This is a genomic window from Vitiosangium sp. GDMCC 1.1324 (assembly GCF_003044305.1).
Taxonomy (GTDB): domain Bacteria; phylum Myxococcota; class Myxococcia; order Myxococcales; family Myxococcaceae; genus Archangium.
This window is the reverse complement of sequence record NZ_PZOX01000003.1, coordinates 329,052-341,916: the sequence shown is the minus strand read 5'-3', so window position 1 is coordinate 341,916 and position 12,865 is coordinate 329,052. Positions and strand designations below refer to the sequence as shown.

Below are 12,865 nucleotides of genomic sequence, written 5' to 3'. Positions count from 1 at the left end.
GGAGACTACTGTCCGGCACCCCCGCTCCCGCCGACTCCCTGCTCGGAGTCGGGTCGGGCCGCCTCGGCGACGAGCGTGTTCAGCACGGGAACGAACCCGGCGGTGGGTGCCGCGATGCTGCACGCCGCGCCTCCGTGCACCAGCCCCACCACCTGGAGGTGGAGGTCCACCACGGGCGCACCCGAGTCTCCCTTCTCTCCGTGCAGGCTGGTGAAGAGCGCCTGAGGCACGCCTGGCAGGGAAGGGCAGCGTCCGAGCTTGCGCAGCTCCACCTCCTGCGGCTCGCTCGGGCGGTCGTTGCGGCCGGCGAAGAGGAGCTCCTCGCCGGGGATGGGCATCGACGCGGCCACGGCCAGCGGGTGCACCGGGGCCGCCGTGTCGAAGCGGATGACGGCCAGGTCCCGGATGGGGTCGACCACCTTCACCACGCCGCTGAGCATGTGCCCGTCGCGCAGCACCACGGGCTGGCGCTCGCCGGTGGCCACGTCGATACAGTGCGCGGCCGTGAGGGCATGGCGTCCATCCGCGACGACCACGCCCGCGCAGTGCCCGGGAAAGAGCGTCACCGTGGCGTCCTTGAGGGCGCGGAAGTCCGGTTGTGGCTCCTGCTTCGATTGTGACTCCTGCTTCGATTGTGGCTCCTCTTGCTGCTTCGAGGCGTTGCACGCTGTCAGAGCCACCACGGCCAGGACCCCGGCCAGTCTCGAGAGCCTCATCGCACGCATCCCCGTCCTCCCGCGGCGCAGTCCGTGCTCCGCTGGCAGAGACGATGTGCATGCCCGGACAGACGGTATTCCCGCAGGTTCGCTCAGCAGGCGTGCGGCCGGGTTCCCCGGGGGGTGCTCGCGAGCTAGGGTGCTCGCCCCATGTGTCCGGGAGCCCCTCCATGAATGCCCTCGTCGAGCTCGCGCTCGTGCTCGCCGTGCTGGCGATGGCCGTGAAGCTGCTGCTTCTCAATTTCTGGCGCGCCGTCCTCTTCCTCTTCCCCGCCAGCGTCCGCGTCCGGCCCGAGGCCCCCGCGGACCGGATGGAGCTACCTCCGGGGCTCGCTGCCCTGGCTGGCCAGTTGGGGGCCCTGGGCTTCGTCCCACTCGGCCGCCACGTGGAGAAGCCCCGCTTCCAGAAGGGCACCCGTTCCTACGACTTCGCACACCCCGGCGAGCGCGTCTTCGCCACCCTTCATCTCGCGCCGGATGGCCACCCCCGCCTCTACCTCCTCACCCCGCTCGCTCCCGAGGGGTTCGTGCTCACCGCGGGATACAAACGGCCGGGTTTCGAGGTTCCTGGCCGTTATCGCTCAGGGAGCCTCGTGGAGGCGCCTCCCGAGCGCCTGCTCCAGGCCCACCAGGAAAGGCTTCAGGGGTTGACTCCCGCGGAACACTTCACCTGGGAAGAGCGGTTACAAGCGGGGCAGGCATGGTACCAGGGGCCCGGTCAAAGGGAGATTCGACGACAGAATCTCCAAGGATTGTTGTGGACGGTCGTGGCCCTTGCCATCGTCGCCGGCCTCTTCCTGGGAGGCGGGCGCTCGGCCTGATGCACCTTGGGCGTGCACCGCGCCTCCATGACGAGTAGGAAGAATCCCATTTTCAGCCAGTCCGGAGTCGTCCCGCGATGAAGAGCGTGTCCAAGTCCGAAGAAATCTACTTCCTGTCCGGTAAGCGTACCCCGTTCGGTACGTATGGCGGCGCACTGAAGGAACTCAGTGCCACCGAGCTGGCCGTGGAATCGGCCCGGGCCGCGCTCACGCAGGCGAAGGTGTCCCCCGAGTCCATCCAGCACGTCGTCTACGGCAACGTGGTGCAGACGAGCGCGGACGCCATCTACCTGCCCCGGCACGTGGGGCTGCGCACGGGCGTGCCGATTCCCGTGCCGGCGCTGGGTGTCAACCGGCTGTGCGGCTCGGGCTTCCAGGCCTTCGTCAACGCGGCGGAGATGATGCTCACCGAGCAGGCCGACTGCGTGCTGGCCGGCGGCACCGAGTCCATGAGCCAGGCGCCCCACGTCATCCGCGGCGCTCGCTGGGGCATTCCGCTGGGCAAGGGCGGCATGGAGGACATGCTCTGGAGCGCCCTCACGGACAGCTACACCGGCCAGCCCATGGCCATGACGGCCGAGCAGCTCGCGGTGGACTACTCCATCTCCCAGGACGCGGTGGACGAGTACGCCGTGCTCACCCAGAAGCGCTTCGCCGCCGCCCAGGAGGCCGGCCGCTTCTCGGAGGAGATTTCGCCCGTCACCCTGAAGACGAAGAAGGGCGAGACGCAGTTCGCCCGGGACGAGCACAACCGGCCGGACACCTCGCTGGAGGGTCTCAAGAAGCTGCCCAAGGTCTTCAAGAAGGACGGCGTGGTGCACGCGGGCGCGGCCAGCGGCATCTGCGACGGCGCGGGCTCCATGGTGATGGCCACCCGGAGCTTCGTGGAGAAGCACGGCCTCAAGCCCATCGCCCGGCTGGTCAACTGGGGCATCTCCGGGTGCGATCCGAAGGTGATGGGCATCGGCCCGGCGCCGGCCATCCGCCGGCTGCTCGAGCGCGCCCAGTGCAAGCTCGGCGATGTGGACCTCTTCGAGGTGAACGAGGCCTTCGCTCCGCAGTACCTCGCGGTGGAGAAGGACCTGGGGCTGCCGCGCGAGCGGACGAACGTGAATGGCGGCGCCATCGCGGTGGGCCACCCGCTGGGGGCCTCGGGGGCGCGCATCACCATGACGCTCGCCTACGAGCTCAAGCGCCGGGGCGCCCGCTACGGCATCGGTTCCGCCTGCATCGGTGGCGGCCAGGGCATCGCCCTTCTCATCGAGGCGCTCTGAACCCTTTCGGTTTCCAGACGGAACCCACGGAACCCATGACGATGAGCAACGAGCTGGACGCGAAGGCGGCCCGGGAGCGGGCCAAGGCGATCGCCGAGCAGCGGCGCGCCGAGCGCCGCAACCGCAAGCGCAAGTGCGTGGTGTGCGGCGTGGAGGAGAGCGACAAGACGCCGCTGGGGCCTCATCCGGACGGCATCGGCCCCTCCTGCAAGGACGAGGTCACCTGCCAGGCGCGCCGCGCCGCGGCCGCCCGCTGAGCCGGGCCGGAGGGGTGGCCGGGCCACGTCCCGGAGCGTGCGCCCCTCCTGTCGGGTAGGGTAGACTGTCTCGTGGAGGGCAGGGCAAGGGCCGGAATCGAGGGCCCTTTTCTTGAAGGCCGTCAAGACTCGCGGTAAACCTGCGGAATCTCTTCGGCTACACGAGGGTCGGAATGGGCGTCATCAGCTTCACGGGAGTCAAGGTGTTCTCGACCACGCTCGCGCGCGACCGCGAGAACATGGGTGAGAACATCACCAAGTGGCTCAAGGAGAACCAGAACCTGGACGTGGTGGACAAGATCGTCACGCAGTCCTCCGACAAGGAGTTCCACTGCCTGACCATCACCTTGTTCTACCGCCACAAGTCCTGAGCCGGACGATCCGGCGGGTGACGGCAAGCCGAGGGCGCTCTCTCCGGGGACGGGGATGGGCGCCCTTCGTCATTTGGGGCGCCAGGAAGTGGACGGAAACGGTTGCGAAGCGGCCCGTGTTTCCCCACCTTTGGACGACTCTCGGGTGTCCCGAGTGGAGGATGGTTTGATGCGACCGATGCGGAGCTATGGCGGCGGCGGATTCGGCCTGCCCAGCGTGCAATCCATGGCGGCCAGGCTGGCGATCGGGCTCGTGGCGGGCTCGGTCGTGGCCCTGGCGTTGAAGACCGTGGGCGCGCTGCTGCTGCTCTCTCCCCACAAGGTCTTCCCCGGGCTGATGCTGTGGCAGCCTTTCACCTACGCCTTCGTCGAGCTGGATGCCTTTGGCATCATCTTCGGGGCCTTCGCGCTCTACTCCATCGGCGGCGGCCTGGAGATGAGCTGGGGCTCGCGCCGCCTGCTGTGGGTGCTATGGGGCGGCACGGCGCTCGCCGGTGTCCTCACCACGGTGGTGGGACTCTTCGTGCCGCTGCCCGCCGGGTACACCGGCGGCTGGGTGATGGGCACCATGGCCTGGGTGGCGTACGGCCTGTCCATCGGGCGCGGGCAGACGAACTTCTGGGGCGTCCCCATCACCGGCAACGTCTTCGCGGGCATTGGCGCGGGCTTCGTTGTGCTCAACGCGCTGCGCTTCGGCTGGGTCACCCAGGTGCCCGAGCTGTTCGCGCTCGGGCTCATCTTCCTCTACGTGCGCGGTGGCAGCCCCCGGCAGCTCTGGCTGCGCGTGCAGCACTGGCGGCTGCAGCGGCAGCTGCGCGGGCGCTCGCGGCACCTGCGCGTCATCTCGCCCGAGCGGCCGGATGACAAGTATCTGAACTGAGGGGCCGCTGGCTCAGTTGGGGTGCTCGAGCTCTCCGTACTGCTTCAGCTTGCGGTAGAGCGTGGCGACCCCAATGGCGAGCTCCTCCGCCGTGCGCGCCCGGTTGCCGCCGTTGCGCGCCAGCACCGCGAGGATGTACTCGCGCTCCATCGCCTCCAGCGTTCGCGGAGTCTCCCCCGGCACCAGGTTCGGAGGCGCCGCGCGCACCTCCTCCGGCAGGTCGTCCTTCTCCACTCGCGAGCCCTCGCACAGCGCCACCGCCCGCTCGATGGCGTTGCCCAGCTCGCGCACGTTGCCCGGCCACCCGTAGCGCAAGAGCTGGTCCGCCGCCTCCGGTGACAGTCCCGTCACCCGGCGCCCCAGCCGCTCCGTCGCCTCCGCGAGCAGCAGCCGCGCCAACGGGAGGATGTCGTCGCGCCGCTCACGCAGCGGCGGAATCTTCAGCTCGATGACGCGCAGACGGTAGTAGAGATCCTGCCGGAAGCGACCCGCCACCACCTCCGCCGCGAGGTTGCGGTTGGTGGCCGCCACCACCCGCACGTCCACCTTGCGGCTCTGGTTCTCGCCCACGCGCCGCACCTCCTTCTCCTGCAACGCCCGCAGCAGCTTGGCCTGCATCGCCGCGGGCACCTCGCCCACCTCGTCCAGGAAGAGCGTGCCTCCGTGTGCCGCTTCGAAGAGGCCCGCCCGGTCATGTGTGGCTCCCGTGAAGGCCCCCTTCGCGTGGCCGAACAGCTCGCTCTCCAGCAGGCTCTCCGTCACCGCCGCGCAGTTCACCGCCACGAAGGCCTTGTGCGCCCGGCCCGATTCATCGTGGATGAGCCGGGCGATCCGCTCCTTGCCCACGCCGCTCTCGCCCGTAATCAGCACCGTCGAGTCCACCTTCGCCGACCGCCGCGCCAGGCCCAGCACCTGCCGCATCGCCTCCGTGCGTGCCACCATGCCCGCCGGGTCCTCCGGCACGCCCGACACCCGCGCCAGCGACTGCCGCTTCGCCCTCAGCTTGCGCTCGGCCTGCTTCACCGCCTCCGTCACCTGCGCCAGCGCCCCCTCCATGCACTGCGTCTCGTAGAAGCGCAGCGCCTCACGGCACTCCGGACTCCACTCCTCCTCCGGCTTGCCCATGATCTGGCAGACGGCGTCTCCCTTGCCCACGCAGCGCGTCTCGATGCAGTACACGGACTTGCCGTTGCAGTAGCTCATGTAGCCACTGGCGAAGCCCGTCAGTGTCCAGCACACCGGCTCCTCCGCCTTGCCCAGGTGCAACAGGTGCTGCTCCGCCTCGTACGAGTTGTGCCACAGCGCCTCCGCGAAGGGCTCCGGGCCGTCCTCCGCCCCGCGCTCCACCCGCTCCAGCACCACCTGCCCCTGCAGCGTGTGCAGTCGCCCGCCCGCCCGGCGCCACTGCGACTCGTCCTCCCACGGGAAGGCGTTCTTCATCGTCTCCGCCGTCCGCCACCCATGCGCGAAGCCCAGCCTCGTGAGGATTCCCCTCGCCGCCGTCATCCCCACCGTCGAGATGAGCTCCTTGCGCAACAGCCCCAGTGCCACCGGGTCCAGCAGCAGCACCCGCTGGCCCGCGAAGTGGATGAGCCCCCCGCCAGGCTCGAAGGTCAGCAGCTCCCTCAAGTCCAGTTCCAATTTCGGTGCCACGGCGCCTCCCTCTCAGGATGATGGTTCTCTCTATCGTTTTGAGAGTCCTCGGGCGAGCCGAAGTTCGGCAGGCGAGTAATTTCAAGGGGTTGGAGGGTTGAGTGCCGTGGCCTGGGGGTTGCTATGGAGTCTCCGCAAGATGAACTCGGACCTGAAACAGCGCGAGGAAGTGAAGGCAACGGGGGTGGCTCCGGCCTTCTTCGTGTCCCACGGCTCGCCCATGGTGGCGCTGGAGACGGATGCCTTTCCGCAGGCGCTGAAGGCGTTTGGCGAGGCCCAGGCTCCAGTGCGCGCGCTGGTGGTGGTGTCCGCTCATTGGGAGACGCCGGACGCGGTGCGTGTCACCGCCGCCGAGGCGCCTCCGCTCATCTACGACTTCGGCGGCTTCCCGGAGCCGCTCTATCGGTTGACGTACCCCAGCCCCGGTTCCCCCGAACTGGCGCGTGACATCGTGGCGCGCCTGGGTTCCGCGGGGCTGCCGGCCGAGGCGGATGCCGCGCGGGGATTGGACCATGGGACCTGGGTGCCGTTGCGGCTGGCCTTCCCGGCGGCACGCATACCGGTGGTGCAGGTGTCATTGCCTTGGGGTGCATCCGCGGTGGACGTGGCGAAGATGGGCGAGGTGCTGCGCCCCCTGCGCGCCGAGGGCGTGCTCCTGATGGGGAGCGGCACGATGACCCACAACCTGCGCCTGCTTGCCTGGCGGGATAAATCCGCCCCGGTTGAGCCCTGGGCAAGGGAGTTCGATGCGTGGGTAACCGAGCGGCTCGCGGCACGTGACTTCGTTGGAATACAGTCCTGGATGAGCGCACCGCACGCGCGGCTCGCGCATCCGACTGCCGAACATTTCCTGCCGCTCTTCTTTGTCCTCGGTGCCGCCCTCCCCGAGGACCGGCTCACATCCGTGTTCGAGGGCTTCCATTACGCAACCATGTCCATGCGCAGCTTCGCGCTGCGTGGATGAAACCCGTAGTCCGCAGTTCCATTGGAGAGAAACATCATGAAGCTGTCCATGAAGCCTGCCATTGCCGCCCTCGTGCTCGCCGCCCCCTCTTTCGCGTTCGCCTCCGAGTTTGACATCGACTCGGCCCACTCGGGCGCGCAGTTCTCCGTGAAGCACCTGATGGTGTCGAACGTGCGCGGCGCGTTCTCGAAGGTGACGGGCAAGGCCAACATCGACGAGAAGGACATCACCAAGTCGACCGTGGAGGCCTCCATCGACGCCACCACCGTCAACACCAACGAGCCCAAGCGCGACGAGCACCTGCGCGGCGCGGACTTCTTCGACACCGCGAAGTACCCCACCATCACCTTCAAGTCGACGAAGGTGGAGAAGGCCGGTGAGAACCTCAAGGTAACGGGTGACCTCACCCTGCACGGCGTCACCAAGCCGGTCGTGCTGAACGTGGAGGGCTTCACCACCGAGTCGAAGGATCCCTGGGGCAACACCAAGCGTGGCGGCACGGCCACCACGAAGATCAACCGCAAGGACTTCGGCCTGGCCTGGAACGCGGCCCTCGAGACCGGCGGCGTGGCGGTGGGCGAGGAGGTCTCCATCACCCTCGACCTGGAGCTGAACAAGAAGCAGGCGGCTCCCGCGGCGGCGGCTCCTGCCAAGGCGGCCCCGGCCAAGTCGGCCAAGGACACCAAGTAGTCGTCTGAGCTGGTGAGTTGTCCGGAGGGGCCTCGGTGACGAGGCCCCTCTTTCATTGCGGGCACCGCCGGGCGCGAGGGGCCGCGCCAGCGGCGGGGCGTGGACGGCTCAGCCCTCGGCGACGGCCTGCACGCTCGCGCGGTAGATGAAGATGCGCGAGGTGTTGGTGCGCATGTCCGCGGGGATGACGAAGAAGCCCTGACCCGTCCCCTTGTAGTCGTGGGAGAAGCCCGCCACCTGGCGGCCGTCCGTGAAGGTGACGCGGATCTTCTGCCCATCCGGCTGCGGCGGACGGCTGCCGGTGGCGAGCATGAAGAAGACGGCCTTCACGCGCTGGATGGGGATGCGCTCGGGGGCGAAGCCCGTCTGCTGCTCGAGCGGGATGGCCTCGGCGAGCAGGTCCACATCGCGGATGGCGCCGCGCTTCACCTGGCCCTCCACCGTGTGGATGATGACCCGGTGCTCGCCCTCGATGAAGGCGTTGACGGGGGCGATGGGGACTCCGGCGGGCGCGGTGGACTTCACGGCCGGCATGGCGTTGAGCGTCGCGCGAGGTGGCGGAGACCCGGGCACCATCACGGCGGCCGCTGGCCTGGCGGGAGCCGGCGGAGTCACGGGAGCCCTCGGGGGCGCGACGGGGGCCGGAGGTGGCCTCGGTGCGGCAGCGACAGGCGCCGGAGGGGGAATGGGCGCCGCGCTCCGGGCCACCGGGGCAGGGGCCACGGGAGCCCGAGGCGGAGCGGCGACTGGCACCGCCGCAGGAGGCGGCTCCACGATGTCCTCCGAGAGGTCAATCTCCGGCATCTCGGGCTCGGCCTCCATCACGGGGAGCTCGGGCTCGGGCGCGGGCAGGTCGATCACCGGCATCTCGGGCTCGGCCTCCATCACGGGGATGTCGGGCTCGGGCGCGGGCGGAGGAGCGTACGCGGAGACTGGCTCGGGGCTGGCCAGCTCCTCGGCCGGAGTGGCGAGGTTGTCCGTGTGGCCCCAGGACGACTCCTGGTAGGTGCCACTCTGGGCCGCGTTCCAATCGGTCTGCGGTGCGCTCCACGCCGTGTTCGCGGACGCGTTCCACTCGCCCTGTCCCTCGGCGGAGGCGCTCCATTGGGCCTGCTGCTCAGTGGCCTGCGCGGCACTCCAGTCCTGGGTGGCACCATCCGGAGTCCACTCGGGCTGGTGCGCGGTGCCCTCGGACTGCTCGGCGGCTCCCCACGACTGCTGCTCAGTGGAAGCGCCCCACTCGGGCTGGGCCTCGGTGGTGGGCTGCTGCTCGGCGGTCGTCCATTCGGCCTGCACCTCGATGACAGGCTGGGCCTCGGCTGGCGCGCCCCACTCGGGCTGGGCCTCGAGCACCGGCTGCTGATCGGCCGACGCGCCCCACTCGGGCTGGGTCTCGGTGACGGGCTGCTGCTCGGCAGTCGTCCACTCGGCCTGCACCTCGGGAATGGGCTGGGGCTCAGAGGAAGCCCACTCGGGCTGAGCTTCCATCACAGGCTGCTCGGCGGGAGCGCCCCACTCGGGCTGCGCCTCGGTGGCGGAGGGGTCGGCCGATGCACTCCACTGGGGCTGGGCCTCGAGCACGGGTTGTTCGGCCGGTGTGCCCCACTCGGACTGGGCCTCCAGTACGGGCTGCTCGGCCGGTGCACCCCACTCGGGCTGAGCTTCGGCAGTGGCGGAAGGGTCGGTCGAAGCACCCCACTCGGGCTGGGCCTCGAGCACGGGCTGCTCGGCGGGAGCACCCCACTCGGGCTGAGCCTCGGTGGCGGAGGGGTCGGCTGAAGCACTCCACTCGGGCTGAGCTTCCATCACAGGCTGCTCAGCGGGAGCACCCCACTCGGGTTGAGCCTCGGTGGCGGAGGGGTCGGCTGAAGCACTCCACTCGGGCTGAGCTTCCATCACAGGCTGCTCGGCGGGAGCGCCCCACTCGGGTTGAGCCTCGGTGGCGGAGGGGTCGGCTGAAGCACTCCACTCGGGCTGAGCTTCCATCACAGGCTGCTCGGCAGGAGCGCCCCACTCGGGCTGAGCCTCGGTGGCGGAGGGGTCGGCCGAAGCACTCCACTCGGGCTGGGCCTCGAGCACGGGCTGCTCGGCGGGAGCGCCCCACTCGGGCTGCGCCTCGGTGGCGGAAGGGTCGGTTGAAGCACCCCACTCGGGCTGGGCCTCGAGCACGGGCTGCTCGGCGGGAGCGCCCCACTCGGGCTGCGCCTCGGTGGCGGAAGGGTCGGTTGAAGCACCCCACTCGGGCTGAGCTTCCATCACAGGCTGCTCGGCGGGAGCGCCCCACTCGGGCTGAGCCTCGGTGGCGGAAGGGTCGGCCGAAGCACTCCACTCGGGCTGGGCCTCGAGCACGGGCTGCTCGGCGGGAGCGCCCCACTCGGGCTGAGCCTCGGTGGCGGAAGGGTCGGCCGAAGCACTCCACTCGGGCTGAGCCTCGAGCACGGGCTGCTCGGCGGGAGTGCCCCACTCGGGCTGCGCCTCGGTGGCGGGCTGCTGTTCAGCCGTTGTCCACTCGGCCTGTACCTCGGGGACGGGCTGCGGCTCGGCCGTCGTCCACTCGGCCTGCACTTCAATGACGGGTTGAGCCTCGGCCGGTGCACCCCACTCGGGCTGGGCCTCCAGCACCGGTTGTTCCTCGGCAGGAGTGGCCCATTCGGGTTGTGCCTCGGCGGTGGCGGAGGGCTCGGCCGGTGCACCCCACTCGGGCTGGGCCTCCAGCACCGGCTGCTCCTCGGCGTGCGCACTCCACTCGGGCTGGGCCTCCAGCACCGGTTGCTCCTCGACAGGAGCGGCCCAATCCGGCTGCGCCTCGAGAACGGGCTGCGGCTCGGCCGTCGTCCACTCGGCCTGCACCTCGAGGGGTGCCTGCTCCTCGGTGGAGGCCGACCACTCAGGTTGCGCCTCCAGCACGGGTTGCTCGGCGGGAGCGCCCCACTCGGGCTGCGGCTCGGCGGTGGCGGAGGGCTCAGCGGTCGCCCACTCGGGCTGGGCCTCGATGGGGGGCTCGCCGGTCTCATCCGTCAGGTGGCTGCCGTACGCCGTGGTGCTCTCGGGCTCGGCCGCCTCCGTCGCGGGCTGCTCGCCTCCAGGCTGGTGGCCCCAGGTCGCACTGGCCTCCGCGAACTGCTGCGTGCCCATGAACTCCGCGGCGCTCTCCAACTGGAGGCCTTCCCCGGTGCCCTCGCTCCCGGTTCCGTTCCAGCTCACGTCGGCTTCCGTCGCCTCGAGCGGGACGGGCTCGTCCGACACGGATGCGCCGGTCGGGTCCGCGTGACCCAGGAAATCCGAGGCGCTGGTGAGCGGCACGGCATCATCCGGGTTGCCCGCATCGAACGCTCGTTCGTTCGCCGGCACGCCCCACTCCTCGGTCCGCGTGGCCTCAGGCTCGAACGAGTCGGCGACGTCGACGGTGTCCGCCTGCAGATCGGGCCCGACCTGCAGCGGGTGCAGCTCCAGCGTGGTCACGCGATACGAGGGCGAGGATGCGAAGTCCGAAACGGGAGCCGGGGACTCCATCTCGGCCCCGAGGTCGACCACGTCGAGGGTCGGCTGCTCCGCGCCACTGGCGGTCTCTGCCGCTGGCGCCCCCGCGGCGTCGAGGTCCTCGGTGGTCTCCCACGGAGTCTCCACCGGCGTGTCCTCTCCTGGCTCGGGCGTGGCCTGGAGGTCGGAGACGTCGAACGTGGGAGTCTCGTCGGCGGCATCGAGCGCGATGGTCGGAGGCGAGGACTCAGGGACGGGCTCCGCGCCGGGTTGGGCCGCTGGGTACGCGGGGATCGCGTACGACGCGGTGACCTCCATCCGGTTCTCCGTGAGCGGGGCGGCGTCCAGAGCTTCGGTATCGTAGGCCGGCGGCGCGGCCGTGGCGCTGTCCGGCTCCGAGTCCAGGGCGAGCGGCGCGGAGTCCCACTCGTTGGCGCTCGGGGCCTCGGGCTCCTCGGCGAGCATGGGCTCGGCCTGGAGCGGCGCATCGGCGTCGGCCTCGAGCAGCTCGATGTCGGAGGGCTGGATCTCGATGGTCCGCTGGGGAGTCAGCGCCGGCTCGGCGACGGGCGGCGCGGAGAGATGGGCGGGAGACTCGGCGTCGGAGTTGAGCGAGGAGAAGTCGTCCTCGCCCAGCTCGATAGGACCCCCGGACTCCTGCGCGGACATGTCCGCGAGCATCGACTGCCGCGCCGTGAGCGAGGCCGCCGAGGGCGCGGTGACATCGTTCCAGTCGCTCATATCGACCGACTCGGGAACGTTCTCGGGGATGGGCGTGGCCTCGCTGACGGGCGTGACGTCGGTGTCGGACACCTCGAGGACGTCTTCGGCAACGGGCTCGGCCGCATCGAGCAGCTCGGGCTCCGCCGCATCGAACGGCTCGGGCTCGGGCTCGGCCGGAGCGGCGGGTTCCGCGGTGGGCTCTTCCCAGGGCGCGGGCTCGTTCAGCGCGGGCACCTCGAGGTTCTCACTCTCGAGGGTGAGCTTGACCGGGTCCGGCATGGGCTGCGGCTGCTGCGGCAGGTACCCGGGCACCGGAGAGGTATAGGCGGGAGCTGGCTGCTGTGCGTCGTAGCCGGCCGCGTAGGCCTGCTGCGGATCGGCCGGGTAGGGCTGGCCCTGGTGGGGGTCGTAGCCCTGAGAGGGGTCCGCTGTGTAGCCCTGGTTGGGATCGTAACCGGCGGGGTAGGCGTACCACTGGCCATCTTCGCCGTAGTAGCCCTGGGGCTGCTGCGCGTAGGCCTGGTTGGGATCGTAGCCCTGGGACTGCGCGTAGGCCTGGTTGGGATCGTAGCCCTGGGATTGCGCGTAGGCCTGGTTGGGATCGTAGCCCTGGGATTGCGCGTAGGCCTGGTTGGGATCGTAGGCCTGGTTGGGGTCGTAACCGGCGGGGTAGGCGTACCACTGGCCATCTTCGCCGTAGTAGCCCTGGGGCTGCTGCGCGTAGGCCTGGTTGGGATCGTAGGCCTGGTTGGGGTCGTAACCGGCGGGGTAGGCGTACCACTGGCCGTCCTCGCCATAGTAGCCCTGGGGCTGCTGCGCGGGGTCCATGGCCGAGGCCGGCTCCTGCGAGGTCATCCCCTGGCCACCCAGGAGCCCCCACAGCTCGCTCCAACGAGCCTCCTCCGCGGGGGAAATGATTCCCCGCGTCCGCTTCTCGTCCAGGAAGCGAAACTCCCTCATCGCCGCGCTCGTGTCCGACATCCGTCACCTTGCTGCGGACCTGGTTGCCAGGGCTCCTGCCGCAGCGCCAAAGCAA

10 protein-coding genes are annotated in these 12,865 nt (G+C 70.0%); 7 read left to right on the top strand and 3 right to left on the bottom strand.

Annotation, left to right across the window (positions count from 1 at the left end):
• Positions 1-5 precede the first annotated feature (5 nt).
• Positions 6-716: a serine protease gene (locus DAT35_RS09920; protein WP_108067212.1), complete on the bottom strand. Its 711-nt coding sequence runs from the start codon at positions 714-716 to the stop codon at positions 6-8.
• A gap of 170 nt (positions 717-886) precedes the next feature.
• Between DAT35_RS09920 and DAT35_RS09915 the strand changes: the two genes are divergently transcribed.
• The 5 genes from DAT35_RS09915 to DAT35_RS09895 all read left to right on the top strand — a co-directional run bounded on the left by DAT35_RS09915 (position 887) and on the right by DAT35_RS09895 (position 4,319).
• Positions 887-1,537 (top strand): hypothetical protein, encoded by a 651-nt coding sequence (locus tag DAT35_RS09915; RefSeq protein ID WP_108066696.1) that lies wholly within the window; start codon positions 887-889, stop codon positions 1,535-1,537.
• A 77-nt stretch (positions 1,538-1,614) separates the two neighbouring features.
• On the top strand, positions 1,615-2,811 hold the full coding sequence (locus DAT35_RS09910; RefSeq protein WP_108066695.1) for an acetyl-CoA C-acetyltransferase: 1,197 nt from the start codon (positions 1,615-1,617) through the stop codon (positions 2,809-2,811).
• Between the two features lie 41 nt (positions 2,812-2,852).
• Entirely contained in the window at positions 2,853-3,068 is a 216-nt protein-coding gene (locus tag DAT35_RS09905) for a hypothetical protein (RefSeq protein WP_108067211.1), read from the top strand.
• Positions 3,069-3,241: 173 nt separating this feature from the next.
• Complete coding sequence (locus tag DAT35_RS09900; protein ID WP_108066694.1) at positions 3,242-3,439, top strand: hypothetical protein; 198 nt, start codon at positions 3,242-3,244, stop codon at positions 3,437-3,439.
• A gap of 169 nt (positions 3,440-3,608) precedes the next feature.
• Entirely contained in the window at positions 3,609-4,319 is a 711-nt protein-coding gene (locus DAT35_RS09895) for a DUF1751 domain-containing protein (protein WP_108066693.1), read from the top strand.
• A gap of 12 nt (positions 4,320-4,331) precedes the next feature.
• Here the strand turns inward: DAT35_RS09895 and DAT35_RS09890 are convergent, their stop codons facing one another.
• Positions 4,332-5,972, bottom strand: coding sequence for a sigma-54-dependent Fis family transcriptional regulator (locus tag DAT35_RS09890; protein ID WP_108066692.1), 1,641 nt, complete (start codon positions 5,970-5,972; stop codon positions 4,332-4,334).
• Between the two features lie 139 nt (positions 5,973-6,111).
• Between DAT35_RS09890 and DAT35_RS09885 the strand changes: the two genes are divergently transcribed.
• The gene (locus DAT35_RS09885) at positions 6,112-6,936 is read left to right on the top strand and encodes a class III extradiol ring-cleavage dioxygenase (RefSeq protein ID WP_108066691.1); all 825 of its coding nucleotides are present in this window, start codon (positions 6,112-6,114) and stop codon (positions 6,934-6,936) included.
• 36 nt (positions 6,937-6,972) lie between these two features.
• Positions 6,973-7,626: a YceI family protein gene (locus DAT35_RS09880; protein ID WP_108066690.1), complete on the top strand. Its 654-nt coding sequence runs from the start codon at positions 6,973-6,975 to the stop codon at positions 7,624-7,626.
• A 108-nt stretch (positions 7,627-7,734) separates the two neighbouring features.
• Here DAT35_RS09880 and DAT35_RS09875 read toward each other — a convergent pair whose 3' ends face one another.
• Positions 7,735-12,789, bottom strand: coding sequence for a hypothetical protein (locus DAT35_RS09875; protein WP_158501634.1), 5,055 nt, complete (start codon positions 12,787-12,789; stop codon positions 7,735-7,737).
• Positions 12,790-12,865: the final 76 nt, after the last annotated feature.

What these genes read in the sequence shown, in the direction of transcription:
- DAT35_RS09920 (WP_108067212.1), bottom strand. Translation starts at nt 716, where the DNA reads ATGAGGCTCTCGAGACTGGCCGGGGTCCTGGCCGTGGTGGCTCTGACA.
- DAT35_RS09915 (WP_108066696.1), top strand. Translation starts at nt 887, where the DNA reads ATGAATGCCCTCGTCGAGCTCGCGCTCGTGCTCGCCGTGCTGGCGATG.
- DAT35_RS09910 (WP_108066695.1), top strand. Translation starts at nt 1,615, where the DNA reads ATGAAGAGCGTGTCCAAGTCCGAAGAAATCTACTTCCTGTCCGGTAAG.
- DAT35_RS09905 (WP_108067211.1), top strand. Translation starts at nt 2,853, where the DNA reads ATGAGCAACGAGCTGGACGCGAAGGCGGCCCGGGAGCGGGCCAAGGCG.
- DAT35_RS09900 (WP_108066694.1), top strand. Translation starts at nt 3,242, where the DNA reads ATGGGCGTCATCAGCTTCACGGGAGTCAAGGTGTTCTCGACCACGCTC.
- DAT35_RS09895 (WP_108066693.1), top strand. Translation starts at nt 3,609, where the DNA reads ATGCGACCGATGCGGAGCTATGGCGGCGGCGGATTCGGCCTGCCCAGC.
- DAT35_RS09885 (WP_108066691.1), top strand. Translation starts at nt 6,112, where the DNA reads ATGAACTCGGACCTGAAACAGCGCGAGGAAGTGAAGGCAACGGGGGTG.
- DAT35_RS09880 (WP_108066690.1), top strand. Translation starts at nt 6,973, where the DNA reads ATGAAGCTGTCCATGAAGCCTGCCATTGCCGCCCTCGTGCTCGCCGCC.
- DAT35_RS09875 (WP_158501634.1), bottom strand. Translation starts at nt 12,789, where the DNA reads ATGAGGGAGTTTCGCTTCCTGGACGAGAAGCGGACGCGGGGAATCATT.